This window comes from Actinomycetospora termitidis (assembly GCF_030286555.1).
Taxonomy (GTDB): domain Bacteria; phylum Actinomycetota; class Actinomycetes; order Mycobacteriales; family Pseudonocardiaceae; genus Actinomycetospora; species Actinomycetospora termitidis.
Map to the genome: position 1 here is coordinate 187,374 of NZ_JASVWF010000006.1, position 15,357 is coordinate 202,730.

The 15,357-nt window shown below is 72.9% G+C and carries 18 protein-coding genes; 8 read left to right on the forward strand and 10 right to left on the reverse strand.

Annotated features, from left to right (window positions below):
* Window positions 1–126: 126 nt before the first annotated feature.
* Both QRT03_RS23820 and QRT03_RS23825 read left to right on the forward strand, forming a co-directional pair.
* On the forward strand, window positions 127–732 hold the full coding sequence (locus QRT03_RS23820) for a hypothetical protein (RefSeq protein ID WP_286055583.1): 606 nt from the start codon (window positions 127–129) through the stop codon (window positions 730–732).
* The gene (locus QRT03_RS23825) at window positions 720–1,505 is read left to right on the forward strand and encodes a hypothetical protein (protein ID WP_286055584.1); all 786 of its coding nucleotides are present in this window, start codon (window positions 720–722) and stop codon (window positions 1,503–1,505) included. Before QRT03_RS23820 ends, QRT03_RS23825 begins: the two co-directional genes overlap by 13 nt.
* Before the next feature lie 73 nt (window positions 1,506–1,578).
* Here the strand turns inward: QRT03_RS23825 and QRT03_RS23830 are convergent, their stop codons facing one another.
* The 4 genes from QRT03_RS23830 to QRT03_RS23845 all read right to left on the reverse strand — a co-directional run bounded on the left by QRT03_RS23830 (window position 1,579) and on the right by QRT03_RS23845 (window position 5,814).
* Window positions 1,579–1,980, reverse strand: a complete 402-nt coding sequence (locus QRT03_RS23830; RefSeq protein ID WP_286055585.1) for a type II toxin-antitoxin system VapC family toxin — start codon at window positions 1,978–1,980, stop codon at window positions 1,579–1,581.
* The gene (locus tag QRT03_RS23835; protein WP_286055586.1) at window positions 1,977–2,249 is read right to left on the reverse strand and encodes a type II toxin-antitoxin system Phd/YefM family antitoxin; all 273 of its coding nucleotides are present in this window, start codon (window positions 2,247–2,249) and stop codon (window positions 1,977–1,979) included. Before QRT03_RS23835 ends, QRT03_RS23830 begins: the two co-directional genes overlap by 4 nt.
* A gap of 93 nt (window positions 2,250–2,342) precedes the next feature.
* Window positions 2,343–5,186: a YncE family protein gene (locus QRT03_RS23840; protein WP_286055587.1), complete on the reverse strand. Its 2,844-nt coding sequence runs from the start codon at window positions 5,184–5,186 to the stop codon at window positions 2,343–2,345.
* A gap of 313 nt (window positions 5,187–5,499) precedes the next feature.
* Window positions 5,500–5,814 carry a hypothetical protein gene (locus QRT03_RS23845; RefSeq protein ID WP_286055588.1) on the reverse strand — a complete coding sequence of 105 codons (315 nt, stop codon included), beginning with the start codon at window positions 5,812–5,814 and terminating at the stop codon, window positions 5,500–5,502.
* A gap of 751 nt (window positions 5,815–6,565) precedes the next feature.
* Here QRT03_RS23845 and QRT03_RS23850 point away from each other — a divergent pair.
* The 5 genes from QRT03_RS23850 to QRT03_RS23870 all read left to right on the forward strand — a co-directional run bounded on the left by QRT03_RS23850 (window position 6,566) and on the right by QRT03_RS23870 (window position 10,560).
* Complete coding sequence (locus QRT03_RS23850) at window positions 6,566–7,684, forward strand: ROK family transcriptional regulator (protein WP_286055589.1); 1,119 nt, start codon at window positions 6,566–6,568, stop codon at window positions 7,682–7,684.
* 155 nt (window positions 7,685–7,839) lie between these two features.
* Window positions 7,840–9,639, forward strand: coding sequence for a hypothetical protein (locus QRT03_RS23855; RefSeq protein WP_286055590.1), 1,800 nt, complete (start codon window positions 7,840–7,842; stop codon window positions 9,637–9,639).
* Entirely contained in the window at window positions 9,636–9,965 is a 330-nt protein-coding gene (locus tag QRT03_RS23860) for a hypothetical protein (protein ID WP_286055591.1), read from the forward strand. The genes QRT03_RS23855 and QRT03_RS23860 overlap by 4 nt, the downstream gene beginning before the upstream one ends.
* Before the next feature lie 23 nt (window positions 9,966–9,988).
* Window positions 9,989–10,165, forward strand: a complete 177-nt coding sequence (locus QRT03_RS23865) for a YlcI/YnfO family protein (protein WP_286055592.1) — start codon at window positions 9,989–9,991, stop codon at window positions 10,163–10,165.
* 140 nt (window positions 10,166–10,305) lie between these two features.
* Window positions 10,306–10,560 carry a hypothetical protein gene (locus QRT03_RS23870; protein WP_286055593.1) on the forward strand — a complete coding sequence of 85 codons (255 nt, stop codon included), beginning with the start codon at window positions 10,306–10,308 and terminating at the stop codon, window positions 10,558–10,560.
* A gap of 82 nt (window positions 10,561–10,642) precedes the next feature.
* On the opposite strand, the gene QRT03_RS23875 is transcribed toward QRT03_RS23870, so the two are convergent.
* The 3 genes from QRT03_RS23875 to QRT03_RS23885 form a co-directional block, all read right to left on the reverse strand.
* A complete protein-coding gene (locus QRT03_RS23875) occupies window positions 10,643–10,867 on the reverse strand; it encodes a type II toxin-antitoxin system HicA family toxin (RefSeq protein ID WP_286055594.1) in 225 nt (74 codons plus the stop codon).
* Complete coding sequence (locus QRT03_RS23880) at window positions 10,864–11,082, reverse strand: type II toxin-antitoxin system HicB family antitoxin (protein WP_286055595.1); 219 nt, start codon at window positions 11,080–11,082, stop codon at window positions 10,864–10,866. The genes QRT03_RS23875 and QRT03_RS23880 overlap by 4 nt, the downstream gene beginning before the upstream one ends.
* Window positions 11,083–11,476: 394 nt before the next feature.
* Complete coding sequence (locus QRT03_RS23885) at window positions 11,477–12,397, reverse strand: SGNH/GDSL hydrolase family protein (protein ID WP_286055596.1); 921 nt, start codon at window positions 12,395–12,397, stop codon at window positions 11,477–11,479.
* An 86-nt stretch (window positions 12,398–12,483) separates the two neighbouring features.
* Here QRT03_RS23885 and QRT03_RS23890 point away from each other — a divergent pair, with 86 nt between their 5' ends.
* On the forward strand, window positions 12,484–12,870 hold the full coding sequence (locus tag QRT03_RS23890) for a hypothetical protein (RefSeq protein ID WP_286055597.1): 387 nt from the start codon (window positions 12,484–12,486) through the stop codon (window positions 12,868–12,870).
* Window positions 12,871–12,874: 4 nt separating this feature from the next.
* Here QRT03_RS23890 and QRT03_RS23895 read toward each other — a convergent pair whose 3' ends face one another.
* From QRT03_RS23895 to QRT03_RS23905, 3 genes are all read right to left on the reverse strand, one after another.
* Window positions 12,875–13,693, reverse strand: a complete 819-nt coding sequence (locus tag QRT03_RS23895; protein WP_286055598.1) for an alpha/beta hydrolase — start codon at window positions 13,691–13,693, stop codon at window positions 12,875–12,877.
* A 122-nt stretch (window positions 13,694–13,815) separates the two neighbouring features.
* A complete protein-coding gene (locus tag QRT03_RS23900) occupies window positions 13,816–14,202 on the reverse strand; it encodes a nucleotidyltransferase domain-containing protein (protein WP_286055599.1) in 387 nt (128 codons plus the stop codon).
* A 100-nt stretch (window positions 14,203–14,302) separates the two neighbouring features.
* Entirely contained in the window at window positions 14,303–15,352 is a 1,050-nt protein-coding gene (locus QRT03_RS23905; protein WP_286055600.1) for a hypothetical protein, read from the reverse strand.
* Between the last annotated feature and the right edge of the window lie 5 nt (window positions 15,353–15,357).

The window sequence follows — 15,357 nt, forward strand, 5'->3', positions numbered from 1 at the left end:
GTGCTGACGGTGGTGGCGTCCATGGAGGAATTCCTACCGAGGTGACGCCGGGAGCCCTCCCGGATGATCTTGGTCATGGTTGTGGAGGCGGCACGCGCCGTCCTCGCGGGCACTGGGGGCTCTCTGATGGGTGATCACATCGGCGGACGACGACACGACGCCGTGGCGGCGGCACTGGGCAACGCCACGCTTCTCGGCGTCGGATATCTGCTCGTGGGGAGGCCGAGGCTGGCGGCCGGTACGACGGCGATCACCGCTGTGCTCCTGGGCGTGCTCGGAGCGAGCGGATGGGTCGCCGTTCTCGTCCTGCTGGTCCTCTGGTGGGCCGTGCTCGTCGTGCACGGCTTCGTCATCGCCGGCGGACGCGACTCGGCCAGGATTCGGCGACACCGCGTGATCGCCGTCATCGTCGCCGTCCTCGTCGTGGCCGTGTTCGCCGCACTGACGATCCGGGCCGGATCGGTGACGAGCACGGTCGAGGAGGCCCGGGCACGCGGCGACTGTCCCGCTGCCACGGCCGCTCAGGGCGGACTCTGGTTCGGCCCCCGGGTGGTCGCCGCGCCGGCGGCCACCCGGGGTGACGAGACCGTGCACGTGTGCGAGGAGTTGGCCTCTGCCCGTAGGGAGCTGGACCGGGCGGCGGGTGGAGACCTCGCGGCGCTCGCGTCGCCCAGTCACGGTGGGACAAGGTGCTCCGCGTTCACGCAGGTCACGAGCGCATGGTCGAGGTGATGCTCCGGGAGTTCATCGCAGCGTCGACCCGGTCGCCGTCGTGCCGCACCGCGGACGTGGCGCGGTGGTTCGATCCGGCCCGGCTCCTCCACCCCGCGACGCGCCCCGCCGTCGCCGCGGCTACCGCGTTCCTGCCGACGGCGGTGGTGTCCTGCGGCGACGAGTTCCGGAGCCGCGCGGACTGGGGCGGTGCGACGGCTCGCTATGTGCAGGCGCTGGCCCTCCGCCCGGAGGCCGCCGTGGTGCAGCGTGCCCAGCTGGGGCTCGCAGCGGCCGCCGCGGGTCAGGCGGAGTCGGACACCCGGGCACGGCTCGCGGCGTACTGCACGAGCCCGTTCGCCTATCCGGCAGCGCCGGCACCAGGCCCCTCGGGCCGCGTGTTCGTGGACGAAGCGACGTACGGCCGCTTCGCCTATGCGCTGCCACTGACTCAGGAGCAGCGCGCCACGGAGGCGGCGAGCGCCTCGGTGGTGGTCTGCATCGGCGGGACCGAGCGGGGCGGAGCCGACCAGACGTGCACCTACGTCGGGTCGGGCGGCCGGAACCAGGTGTCGTTCTTCCGCACCGCCATACCGGTACGTGCCTATGAGACTCGCACCGGGCGGGTCCTGCTCGACCGGCGTGTCGAGGTCGGCGATGCCGTGTGCCCGCCGAGCATCACCTACACCTCGTACGGGCCGTTCGGCGGGCCGCCGGACCAGGACATCCCCGTGTCGGAAGCCGATCTCGGGTCTGCGCTGCGTGATGTGGTGTCGCAGGTGCTGCGCGGCTGACGGAACACCGGTACCCACGCCTCCAGGCACGAAGCGCGCTCTCTCGCGGCCAGATGTCGAGGCAGGAACGCTCTCAGGACGGGATGACGTCGAGGAAACGATCGAGACCGTGGAAGTCAGCAGGGTTGCGGGTGAGGAGCGGCATGGCGTGGGCCCCGGCGGTGGCAGCGATCTGGAGGTCCATCCGTCGCGGGCGAGGATTCCGGCCCGACCGGCGCACGGTGGCAGCGAGCGTGCCGTAGAGCCGGGCGGCCGACAGATCGAAGGGCAGGACCGGGATGTCACGCAGGATTGCGTAGAAGCGGTCGGTGCGGGCCTGGCGCTCCACGAGGTCGTCGATGTCGAGCCCGAAGGCGAGTTCTGCGACGGTCACGGCACTGATCGAGGGAAGGGCGTCCGCCAGCTCTCCGAGGTCGAAGGTCTCGAGGTCGATCACGACCGAGGTGTCGAGCAGGGCCCGCTGGTCGCCGGTCACCCCGTGACCGGATCGTCGTTCCCGAAGGTCTCGTCGGCGGTGGCGCGCTCCGAGCGCCACCCCTCGACGTCGACCGGGGCCAGCTGCCTGAAGATCGCCTGGAGCTCACCGATGTTCGGGCGGCTGGTCTCCTGGGATCGGGCGTGCGGGACGAGATCGGCGACGGGACGGCCGTTGCGAGTCACGACGAAGCTCTCGCCCTGCTCGACGCGTCGCATGATCCTCCCGCTGTCGTTCCGTAGCTCTCTCTGGCCGATAGCGTCGCTCACGCGGCCAACGTAGCACCGCGTCGCTGATGTGCTACGGGCCCGAGGACCCCGTCGTCGGGACCATCCCGACGACGGGTCCGACCGGTCGTCAGCTCACGGCTGCGCCGGGGTCTGCGTACCGCCGGAGCCGTCGGAGCCGCGTGTCCCGCCCGAGCCGGCGTTGCCGCCCGAACCGCCACTGCCGGTCGAGACCGCTCCACCGCTGGTCGCGTCGCCTCCACGGCCACCGTCGCCGCCGTCGTTCGCACCGGACGAGCTCGTACCGCCGTCTCCGCCGCGACCGCCGTCGCCGGCGGTGACGGGTCCGGTCGAGCTGTCGGAACGGCCGCCCGCGCCGCCTGACCCACCGTTGTTGCCGCCCGATCCGCCGGTTCCACCGGCCCCACCCGAACCGCCGTCGCCCGCGGTCGCCGACCCGTCGACGGTGTTGGCGGGCCCGCCCGGCCCGCCCTGACCGCCGACGGCGACGCCGTCCGAGCTCAGTCCGCCCGCGCCCCCGCTCCCGCCGTTGCCCGCGAGCGCGGTGCCGCCGGAACCGATGGCGTAGGCCGTGCCACCCGGACCGCCCCGGCCACCGGTCTGCGCACCGCTCCCGGCACCTCCGCTGCCGCCGTCGCCACCGGCCCCGCCGACGGCGACGCCGGACTCGGTCACGGCGAATCCGCCACCTCCGCCGCCACCGGCCGTACCACCGGCACCGCCCACGGCGCCCGAGGCGCCGTCACCGCCGCGTCCACCGGTAGCGCGTCCGTCGACGGTCTGGACGAAGCCACCCTCGCCGCCGAAGCCGCCCCGGCTCTCCAGGGTTCCGCCGCTCCCGGCCAGACCGCCCCGGCCGCCGTCACCTCCGGTCGCGGTCCCACCGGACGCGGTCGCTCGCGCGTCGCCGCCGGAGCCGGCGTCTCCGCCGAAGTTGTTCCCACCCGACCCGGTGCCACCGTTCCCGCCGTCGCCACCGCGCCCGCCGATCGCGACACCGGACTGCGTGACGGCGGCGCCGCCGAAGCCGCCGGACGCAACGTAGTTGTTCCCGGCCGCTCCCGTGCCGGCGTCGCCGCTCCGGCCACCCGCGCCGCCGGTGGCGGTCCCCGACGTCGAGGACGCCGCTCCGCCCTGCCCTCCGAAGCCGGCGATCTGGAAACCGCCCGCGCCGGTGCCGCCGTCGCCGCCGCGTCCGGCGGCGCCCCCCAGTGCCGAGCCGCCCTCGGTCACGGCGGCGCCGCCGAGTCCGCCGGTCCCGCCGCTGTTGCCCAGGGAGCCGTCCGCGTCGCCGCCGGCGCCCGCGGCGCCACCCGCTCCACCGACGGCCCGCCCGTCGTCGCTGCTCGCCGCACCGCCGGTACCGCCCTCACCGCCGCTGTTGCCGTCGCCGGCCGTCCCGCCACGGCCTCCGGCGCCACCGAGGCCGCCGGTGGCGGTCCCCAGATCGGCGATGGCCTCTCCGCCGGTCCCGCCGACTCCGCCCCAGTTCGTCCCGAGCGGATCGCTTCCGCCTGCAGCCCCGGTACCACCGGCGCCGCCGGTCGCGACCGCGCCGGTCCCGTAGGCCGTCGCGGCGCCACCCGTGCCGCCACTGGCCCCCCGTGCGATGCCGGCCAGGTCCCGGTCGAACGCGCCGAACCCGTCGCCCCCGCGGCCTCCGGTCGCCGTCGCGAGGCCGTCCGCGCCGCGCGTACTCCCGGCGCCCCCGGTCCCCGGGATCGCTGTCGCCGAGCCGCCGTTCGCCCCGTTCGCGGGGCCGGACACCGGGATGCCGGGGATCAGGCCGCCGGAGCCCTGTCCACCGGTCGCCGTGGCGCTGCCTCCCGCACCGCCCACGCCCTGGCGCGCCGGGCCGCCGTTGACCCGCGCCGAGCCACCGGCGCCGCCGTTGCCGCCGACGGCCACGGCGTTTCCGCCGGTCGTCTCGATGATCCAGCCACCGCCGATGGGGGCGGGCACCACGCGACCGCCCGGCTCGCCGGTCGCGACGGCGTTTCCTCCGCGACCTCCGGCGGCGACGCCGGTGCACGTGCCGTAGCAGATGGCCGTTCCACCGTTGCCGCCGTTGCCGGCCCGAGCGGTCGACCCACTCGCGTCGCCGCCGCGACCCCCGGTCGCGATGTTGGTGCACTGGCCGAGGCAGTAGGCGGTGCCGCCGTTGCCTCCGGCCTCGCCCGCGCGGCCGTCGGCGCCGGTCGCCACGTTGGTGCACCGGCCGATGCAGTAGCCGGTGCCGGCCCGACCGCCGTTCACGCCGGGCCGACCGACGGCCACGTCGGTGCAGACGCCGGCGCAGAACTCCGTGTTGGTCCCGGCGTTGTAGGCACGGATGTAGCCCGGGCCGTAGGTGATCTTGTAGTTCTTCGGGTTGAAGGACGCCGCCCAGCCGGCGGCCCGGACCTGCTGGGTGAACCCGGCGAGGCGTGCGGCATTGGTTGTCGTGGGGCCGCTCGTCGGAGCGCTCGTGGCGTGCACGGTGCCGGTCCGGTCGACCGCGACCGTGGAGGGCGCGATGAGGAGCGGCGTGGTCCTGGTCGCGGTCCAGGCGCCGGAGCGGCCCGCGACGATCGTCGTGATCGAGCGGCCGGTCTGGTTCGCGGTGTAGACGGTGCTCGTCGCGGGGTCGACCGTGACCGACACCGGTCCCGCCCCCGTCGGGACGCTGCCCCGGGCGGCGTATCCACCCGGAACCGGGGCGAAGACCAGGAGTCGGTTGCCCGTCGGGTCGGCCTGGAACACCGTGCCGGTCCGCGGGTCCACGGCCACGGCGGTCTGGGGGCTGACGACGCTTGCGCCGGTCGACGGTGTGCTCGCCGACGGAGCGGACTTCGGAGCCGGAATGCTGCGGGCCGGCGTGGCCTGCGCGGTCGGGGCCATACCGGCCACGAGGACCGCGGCGGCAAGGGCCCCCAGCGTCCCGGTCCCCACGGTGCGGGTGGTCCTGCTCGTTCTCACGTGTCCTCCGGCGGCGTCGACAGACCCTTTCCGGACGGATGATCGATCACTCTTCGTGAGAGTGTGACGCGGTAAACGGGTGAATCGACGCAACTCGGACGAGACAACTACAAGGAGTGAGAAACCTTGTCGGTGCGACGACGAACCGCATCGTCATGAACGATGAGGTCGCTGGTTCCCGCGGCCGCTTCGTGTGGTGGCCTGGAGCCGAGGCCGTCCGCCCGATCCGCTACCTGGACGCCGAGCTCCACCCCGAGTGTCACGCCGACGTCGCCCCGTGTGTGCCTCGCTCCGGCGTCGCTCAGGTCTCCTGTCAGGCGTCGTCTATCGGAAGCCAGGTGCGACGGAATCCGAAGTACGGCCCGCTCGAACCGTACCGTCGCGTACTCGGGACGAGGACGGCTCGGCCCCTCCGCTGCTCCTCTCGCGCGTGCGCTCGGAGCTCTTCCATGACGGCGGACTCCTGCACATCCAATGCTTCGAACTCGGCGTCGATGGCCTCCGGAGGTAGGTGCACGCCGGCGCCGTGCGTCGCGTCGTACTCGTCGCCGAGCGCCACGGTGAACCGTCGATCGATGTCGGCGAGTTCGTCGAGCAGCTGCTGACGTCGGTCCACGGGCTCGGTCATCGGAGTCGGTCGTGCCAGTCCGGCCGCGGATGCCGCCGGGGGTGGATCGGGTCGTTCTCGTGGAGGGTTCGAGCCACATCCGTGCCCGTGAGCCCCTCGTCCTCGAGACTTCTCGCCAGTCCACGCAGGATGAGGTTCAGCTCGTGTCGAGAGTGGCCGAGCATGTGGTTCAGGAGCCGTCGGAGCTCGGCCTCCGGCTCGAGATGGGTCTTGCGCAGGATACGGAGGCAGCGTCGGACGTCCCAGGTCATGGAGGCGATCAGGGCGTCGACCCCGGGTCGACGCTCGGGAGTCCGAAGGGCGACCCGTCGGCGTTCGTTCCGAGCGCGCTCTCGACGGTCTCGTTCCTCCTGCTCGGCGCGCGACCGCAGTCTCTCCTCGTGCCGTCTGCGCATGTCGTCGACCGTCCGGGTCCAGCCGGCGTCCTGCTCGAGCTTCCGCGTCAGGGACGTGAACACGTCGCCGGCAGGTACCCCCGCGAGGTGTCGGGCGTGGGCCACGAGCAACTCGCGCAACTCCTGCTGCGGCTGCGAGTGATTCCGGCGCAACACCGTGATGCACCGGCGGGCCAACTCAGGGTGGTCGGCGATGATGGCGCCGGCGGTGGTCGACGTGATCGACGGAGAGGGGGACGGGCGATGCGGCGGCTGGGCCCCGAGCAGCCGGGCACCGTCCAGTCCGTCGCTCCAGCTCACGGCGCTGTGCATGGGCATCGGGCGCTCCTATTCTTTGATCGGTTGATCATAAATCTATGAGGGCGTTGATCGCAATGGGCGAGTGGCCGTCCATCACCTCGACCAAGCGGCTGGCGGCGTTCAACGCCGCCCGGGTACTCGAGGCGCTGTACGCAACGGGTCCGTCGAGCGCCCTGGACGTGGCCGCCCGGACCGGACTGTCGCGCCCTGCCACGGACAAGGCACTGCACGGGCTGGTGAAGAGCGAGCTCGTGCAGCAGTACAACGCCCCCCGTGACACTCCCGGACGTCCGACCGCCATCTACGAGTTCGATCGCGGGCGCGGAGCCGTCGTCGCGGTGGACATCGGCCCCCACACCGCTCGCGCCCGGGTCGATCCCCTCACCGGCCCCGCCCTCGGGCAGCGACACGAGGTGGTTCACGTCCGACTCGGCATGACCCGGTCGACGCCGACCCCCGAACGCCTCGGACTGGTGGACGAGGTCGTCACGGAAGCGCTGGCAGCAGCGGACACTCGTCGTGAGCAGGTCTGGGCGATCGTCGCGGCGACCCCGGGCATCATCGACGACACCGGTTCGATCACCCGGTGCGAGGTGATCGACAGCTGGCACGCCGACGTTCTCCGGACCCATCTCACGACACGGTTCCCGCAGGCGACGATCGTGGTGGAGAACGACGTGAACGCCGCCGCCGTCGCCGAGTACGTGCACGGCGGCGCGGCGGGCCGCGACGAGGTCGCCGTCGTGCACGCGGGGGCCCGCGTCGGGATGGGGCTCCTCCGAGGCGGTGAGCTCTACCGCGGTGCCCATGGGCAGGCCGGGGAGTTCGCCCACGTGCAGGGGACGCCGTGGCGGAAGGCGAACGACGCGCTGCTCACAGCGGGCACGCCGGTCGGCCCGGAACGGCTCGACCACGTCGCCGGGGCGCTCGCCGTAGCGCTGCGCGAACTCGTCTTCGCTGTCGATCCCGAGCTGGTGGTGCTCGCAGGGCCGCTCGCCCGGACGGGCGAGGGCCTGCTCGAGGCCGTTCGCCGGCACGTACCCGAAGGCTTCCCGACGCTGCCGGACCTGGCTCTCTCTCCGGTCGGCCCCGCCGACGTCCTGCTCGGAACTGCTGAGTTGGCCCGTCGGCGTGCGATGGAACGGATCCTCCGCGAGGTCGCGGAGCGTCTGTGACATGCCGACGCGAGGGGACTGCAGCGCAGATCGTCGCTCACGCGCTGGTCCCCGGACGGCTCAGTGGCATCACTCTTACGGTCGGTGCCGGTCAACGTCCTGTCACGCGATCCTGAGAGTCGCTCCCGGTAGGAAAGATGCGCGGGGGCAGTGGCATGGCAACGACGGCAGGGTCGACGTGCTCGAGGTGCGGGCAGCAGAACGTCGCGCGTGCCGGCCCGTGCGGGACCTGCGGGAACCCGCTCGACCTGGGTGCGCAGTCCGGTCCGTTCGCCGCACCCGGAACCATCCCGCACCCGCGCACCGGCGACTGGTCCGAACGTCCCGGTGAGACGACCCGGCTGCTCGGGGCCACCGTCCACCTCGACGCCGATCTCGCCGAGTCCCTCATCGACGAGTTCCTCGTCGAGCCGCGACGGTGCATCCCGCGTTCGCCCGGCGTGGACGCCGCGTCGGTCCTCGGTGACGCGGCCGCGTCGCACCGACGTCGTCAGTGGCGCGACGGGGTCCTCGCGATCCTGGCTCTGGTCGTCCTCGTCGCCGAACCCCTGTTCGCGCTCGCCTGGCTGCTCGTGGGCGCGGTGGTGCGGGCCGGGAGTGGGCCGGGAGACGGTCGTCGGTCGAGGGCCTGGACCGCCGTCGTCATGCTGGTCGTGCTCGCGCTGCTCCTGCTCGGCATTCTCCTCGTCGGGCCGGTCCGGATCTACAACCGGCTGCTCCGGACCGCCGATGCACCGTCCACCGTGTTCGCGCTGGTGCCGTCCATCAACGTCACGATCGTGCTCGCGGTCCTCGTCGTGGCGGCGGTGATCGTCGGTGACCGGCTGCTCGTCGCGGCGCTCGTCCGCAACCTCTTCGCCCCGCACCGGTTCCACCACGAGCCCCTGTCCGACGACGGGTCGCTCGCCGTCCTGCGCACCATGGGCCGGAACCGCTTCCGGACGCCGCTGCAGCGCACCCGGGCGGCGGAGGCTCACGGCGCGTCGGGCGGATTGGCGGACGTCGTCGTGTTCCGTGGGCCGGACCCCTTCGTCGGGGCGGGCCCGGTCGTGGAGCGGCACGCGTTCGTGGTCCCGCTCGAACCCGAGGACGGGGCACGCCCGTCGGCGGTCCGGGAGAAGGAGTTGCACGACGCCATCTCCGAGGGGATGTCGACGCTCCGCCGCCCGTCGTCGCTGTCCCCGCACCGACGGCTGCGCGACCTGCGCTCCCACGAACAGGTCCTCGTGTCCGCGGGCTACCTCGTCGCGAACCCCGGCTCCGACGACGGCCGGATGTACCTGCCGGGCGGCACCGGGTCACCGCCGTTGGCCCGGATCGCCGTCGAGGCCGCCCGCCACGGAGCCGAGGACCCGCGCGAGTGGGCCCGCTACTACCGGTGCCACTACGTCGAGAGCTGGGAACGGGACCTGACGGTCTCCTGCTACGTCACCCTCGGAACCGACGGGCACCTGCTCTACCTGGAGTGGGTCACCTGTGCGTTGAACCCGCTCGAGGCGGCGTACCGGACGGTCGACGACCCACACGCCCTCCGGTCGTCCGCGTGGCGGGAGGGCCTGCTCGACGTCGTTCGTTTCCCGACGAGCCTGCCGTCGCGGCTCCGGCGCGTCTTCCGGTCGTTCCGCCCGATCAGGACGGCCGGCAACCGGCTGGTGCCGGCACAGTTCGGTGCCCGGGTGAGTCTGCGGGAACTCGCGGCGAGCGGCTCGAGCGGCGACTACTTCCACCGCTCCGACGTACAGCGCTACGCGAGCCTGTTCGACCGCACCGTGCTGGAGGCCGTCCGCACCTATCTGTCGGCGCACGGCCTGAAGATCGCGAACTTCGACGCGGTGGCCAATTCCGTCATCAACATCGAGTCGGTCAACAACTCGGTGTTCGCGGCCGGAGCGGGAGCCCGCGCGGAAGGCAGTACGTCCAGTAGTTCCGCGTCGTCGGGGAGGGGCAAGGCGTGACCGGGGACCAGATCAACATCGGTGGCGTGAGCGGGAGCGTGTTCGCGGCGGGCCGGGGAAGCCGTGCCCAGGGCACCGTCTCGAACGGACCGCCACCCGACCTGGAGGTCGTCCGAGCCGAGCTGATCCGGCTCGTCGAGGAGCTCCGAGGTGCGGGACGACCCGAGGCGCTGCGCCACGCGGAGAACCTCCAGGAGGCCGTCGCGGACGAGGCACCGCAGGCGGTGGAGCGCAGCTGGACGAAGCTGCGGGCCGCCCTGGGGAGCCTGGCCGTGTCGGCGAACCTCGCGCAGATCGGCCAGTTCGTGCAGGCCTTCGTGGCGTGAGAGGCCCCTCGGATGCTGACCGCATGTCGGAGCAGATGACCCTGCGCCTCGACGATCGACTCGCTGCAGAGGCGCGGGAGGCAGCCGCCGAGGACGGGACGTCGGTGTCGGACTGGGTGCGGGCTGCCATTCGGTACCAACTCGCGCTGAAGACCGCCCTGCGGGCGCGAGCCGAGGAGGACCGGCGCGGGACGCTGTAATCCGCGGAGCAGGAGGACGCCCTGCTCGACGCGCGGGCTCGCGACGCCGCATCTGCGTTCGACCGGGACCGCTGAACGTGGCGCTTCCCGCGGTCCGATTCGGCCAGGTCTGGGAGTCCCGGCGCGAAGCGATCGAACCGATGAGGTATCTGGTGGTGTCCTCGGACGCCTACAACACGGCCTTCGCAGACCGCCGGGTGATCGCGGTCGAGGTGGACGCGGCCGGCGTCTGCGAGGGCGTCTACCGGGAATCGATCGTCGACGCCGGGATGGCGCACCTGGACCGACTGACGTGGGTGTCGACGCGCCGACTCGAGGAACTCGTCGCGGAGCTGCACCCGACGCGTCACGCTGACGTCGCGCAGCGGGTGCGTGATCTCATCGGAGTCCTCTGACCTGCCCCCCGGTCGGTACGTGATGGGAGGCGTGCGCTGCTGCGGCGTCGGGGCGTGATCCGCTGGCGGGACTGCGCTCGACTCAGTCGAGGAGAGCGAGGAACTGCGCGGTGCTGAGACCCGCCTGACGGAGGACCGACGCCAGTGTGCCGCGGGCGATCTCCCGATGGAGCGGCACGATGACGACACGACCGTCGGGGTGGCGGAGCTTCAGGTGGCTGCCGCGCGTGGAGCGCTCCTCGAAGCCCGCAGCCGTCAACGCTCGCACGACCTCCTTGCCGGAGACCTGGGGGAGCGTGGGACTCACGCCGGGATGCGGATCTCGATGGGGGTGACCAGCGGGTGCTCGAAGGGGACGGGAGCGGCGTCGTCCTCGAAGTACAGCTCCAGGGCTTCCCGGAGGTTCGCGAGGGCCTCCTCGACGGACGTCCCCTGGCTGGTGACCTCGACCTCCAGGCAGCGCGCCACGTACCAGTCTCCGTCCCGGCTGACGGCCGCAGTCATCGTTCGCGCGGTGTCCATGACCCGAGTCTGACAGGTCCGGCGGTACTGAACTCAGTTGTCCTCGCGACGCGAGAGCCCGCCGCTCTCGGGCCAGCGCGCCGGGCAGACAGACGATCTCCGGGTCCGGCAGCCCGTCGACGAGGCGACGCAGCCACGGCGCTCCCAGCCGCTTCTCGGGGTCGCTCGGCGTCCTCCCGCGGATCGGGAAGGGCACGGCGTTCCAGTGCGTGTGCTGCGTGCCATGCGGGACGCCACCAGGGGCCGAGTCGAAGAAGCCGGTGGCGGATCCGAGTCGTGATGACTCGGATCCGATCGCGCTCGGCCGGTCGACGACTCGTGCCGAAGGCGGGTTACGGAGCCGCGGGGACGTCGCGATGGCTGCGGCGTGGGGCGAGGGGACGACCCAGCCGCACTACCGCTGAGGTCCGGGCCCGAGCTCGGCCGCGGCGCGGTCGGCCATCGCCGCCTCGCCCAGGGCGTTGGGGTGCACGACGACCGGGTTGGTGCCGAGCAGGCCCGGCTCCACCCAGCGTGTCCCGATCGGCCGGCAGGCGTCGTGTCCTTGCGAGGCCTCGGTGACGTCGATGTAGGTGACGTCGGTGGCCTCGGCCGCGCGGCGGACCGCGTCGTTGAGGGTGGCCTGGATGCCGTTGATGTAGGGCACGTCGCCGACCGCGACCGGCATGATCGGGTAGCAGCCCCGCTCCTCGGGAAGGATCTGCAGGTAGCCCGCGATCCCGATACGCGCGTTCGGGGCAGCAGCCTTGACCGTCTCGAGCGTCCTGACGAGGTCGGGATAGGTGACGTTCTCGATGGTGTCGGTGAACCGGTCGCCGTTCTGCTGTTCGCAGGGGTTGCCGGTGCCGGCGGTCACCGCCGCGGCGGTGGCGCAGGCGACGATCGTGCCGATGAAGACGCCGCTGTCGTTGCCGCCGATGGTGAGGGTGACGACGTCGGTCTCGTCGGACAGGGCCTGCACCTGCGGCGCGACCCCGGGGTACTGCGGCTCGGTGAAGTGCCGGGTCTCCGCGGCGCCGCAGGAGACGTCGGTCAGCGCGTAGTCCCACCGGTCCGCGAGCAGGTGGCCCCAGTTGCGCAGGGACTGCAGGCACTGCGGCGGGGCGCCGGGCGCCGGGGGTAGGACACCGCTGGCCGCGCTGTAGCTGTCGCCCATGTTCACGTACTGGACGACGCCGTCCCCGTCGCCAGGGGTGCCGGTGCCCGGTACGTGGTGGCCGTCGTTGGCCAGCGCGGCGGGCGTGCCGAGCGCCAGGAGCCCCACGACCGCGATCGCGGCGACGAGCAGCCGCCGTCCGGTACCGACCGAATTCATACTTCTCCCCACGACGCCGAGCTGTGACCCGGACAACGACGAGGTCGTGGCGAGGTCACGCGAACGGGTGAGGAGGTCGAGCGAAGATGAGCACGACGCGAGGGCTGCGGGCGTGGCGGGTGCTGAGCGCGGTGGCGCTGCTCGCGGTCGGGGCGATCCACCTCTACCTCGTCGCGACCAGCACCGGCGGGCTGATGGGCGTGCTGTTCACGCTGCAGGGGATCGGAGCGCTGGTGCTCGCGGGCGCGATGCTGGCGCTGCGTGGCCGACTGTTCCCACTCGTGACGGTGCTGAGCCTGCTGTTCATGGCCGGGTCGTGGCTGGCGCTGGTGCTGGCGCTGACGGTCGGCCTCTTCGGGCTCCGCTCGAGCCTGTCCTACGACCTGGCCCCGACCTCGCTGGTGGTGGAGACGCTGGGCACGGTGGTGCTCGCGGTGACGACGGCGAAGGTCGCACGAAGCCGCCGCATGTGATCCGTCATCCGGCGGGTCGGTCCAGCGCGTCTGCGAGGCGCACGACCGCGCCGACGACGGCCGGCCCGTGGCCGAGGACGGCGTCGTTGTGGTCGGCGCCGGGGACGGCGACGACGTCGGCGCCGGCGGCGTCGGCGACCGCCCGGCTCAGTGCGGGCGGGATGATCCGGTCGCCCTCGCCGAGCACCACCGTCGTCGGGACGTCGGCGCGGGCAACGAGGTCGGCGACCGGGAATCGGTCGGCCAGCAGCAGCCGCACCGGCACGACGGGGTAGAGCCGCTCGGCGACGGCGGCCAGGTCGGTGAAGGGCGAGCGCAGCACCATCCCACCGACCGGGACCTCGGTGGCGAGGCGCGCGGTGACCCCGGCTCCGAGGCTCTCCCCGAGCAGGATGGTGCGCTGCGGCAGGACGGCGCGCTTCGTGACGAGGTGCTGGTGGGCCGCCCGGGCGTCCGCGGCCAGACCCTCTTCGCTCGGCGAGCCCGTGCTGTCGCCGTAGCCGCGGTAGTCGAACAGGAGGACGTCCAGCCCCTCGGCGCGCAGTGCGGCGGCGAGCGGTGCACGCAGGGACCGGTCGCCGGCGTTGCCGTTGGCGACCAGCACCGTCACCTCCCGCCGCGGTCCCTCGGCGGGCACGAACCACGCCCCGAGCGCCGTCCCGTCAGCGGTCTCGAGCACGACGTCGCGGGCCCCGGGCAGCACGGTCGCGGCGGCGGGGACGGGGCCGATTTCGGGCAGGTAGATGAGGCGCCGCTGACCGAGCCAGAGCCCGGCGTTGAGCAGCAGGACGACGGCGCCCATCGTCCCGGCGATGACGAACACGCGACGCAGTACGCCGCGCCGGGCCTGCAGTTCAGGCGCCCTTCTGCATCCACGAGGACGCCTCGATCGTCAGGGCCTCGAGGTCGTCGCGGACCGAGCGCATGAGGCGCAGTACCCAGGTCTCATCGACCACGGAGGACGCTCTCGAGGAACTCCCGGTGGGCGCGCTCGAATCGCGGCCGTTCGTCGAACCAGATCTTGCGGGTGGTGGCCACCCACTCGACCCGCGCCGGCGGGTCGTCGTCGAAGAGCAGCAGACCTCGGTGCGCGACGCGCCCGCGCAGTTCGAGAGGTGCCGTGTCGAGTACCAGGAGGTCCACCGACGGCGGGAGGGCGACCTCGAACGACGCCGGCGCCGACTCGCCCCACCACGCCGCCACGTCGACGTCGGAGTCGACCCGATGCGTGCCCAGCGCGCGACTCCCGTGCAGGAACCCGAACCGGGCTCCCGCGTCCCGCAGGGTCGCGATCACCCGTTCTCCCAGCTCGTCCGGCACGTCTCCGATCACGACGACGAGTCTGGCATGGCCTTCGGGATGGCTCGACCGTCGCGGCCACCCGCACTGAACCGAGTCCGCCGGACACGGATGCGCAGTGGTCCTTCGCTCGTCAGCCGACTGGCGTGGTGTCGGGATCGGGTGCCGACGTCTGTTGCGGCACGCGGGTCGAGTCCGACGAGTCCGGCCTCGGCGTCATGGTGGCCTGTCCCGTGCCGTTCCCGATCGTGGCCGGCGGCACCGCAACGGCCGGAGCCTGCGCCGACGGCGCGACGGCGCTTCCCGGCGCCACGGGAGCCGCACCGGCCGGCACCGGGGCGGCGACGGCTCCCGGTGCGGTGGTGGTCCGCGGGCGCGCAGGGATGCTCGGCGACCCCGCGGCCTTCGTGTCGGTCGAGCCGCCGAGGGACGTCCCGGGAGGGGGTGGCAGGTCGGGGTTCGTCGGGTCGGACAGCGCCAGGAGCGGGGCATCGACGGTCGAGTCGGCACAGCTCGGGATGGACTGCCGGTCGGGGACGCGGACGTAGAGCATCGAGACGAACAGGCCGTCGGTGGTCTTGAGCCAGGTCGCGGTGTGCACCGTGCCCTTGGCGACCTCGTCGCCGGTCTGCCCGCATGACACGGCCAGGCGCGAGCCGCGGGCGGCCGTGTCCCGGGCGTTGGCGGGGTCGACCTGGGTGGCCGACCGCAGGTAGACGCCGGCAGCTCCGACGTCGTAGACGATCCCGGTCCAGGTCATCGGGGCGACGCTCGCCGTCGCGGTCGCGCGGGACCCGGAGGCCCACCACATCACCGTGCTGAACAGCAGGAACACCTGGACCAGCGCGAGGACGCCGATGAGCGACCAGCGTCCGGCGGGCGTCGCGACGGCCTTCCGGGCGCGTCGCAAGCCGGTGGCCAGATGCACCTTCATCGCCACGGACTCGCCGTCGAAGGGCGGCTGTTCGCCGGAGGGGTGCTGCTGGGCCGGCCGGCCCTGGGAGTTCAGCAGCGGGGAGCGGCGCGCGGGCCCGCTCGGCGGGCCGATCATCGGGCCCATCGGCGGTGGCCCGGACCGGGGCGGGGGCAGGAACGGTGCGCCCTGCGGTGCCCGGGCCTGCAGGTCCGCGAACCCCAGCAGGTCGGTGGCGGGCTCTGCCTGCTCCTCGCCGGCCCTGGTCATGCTCG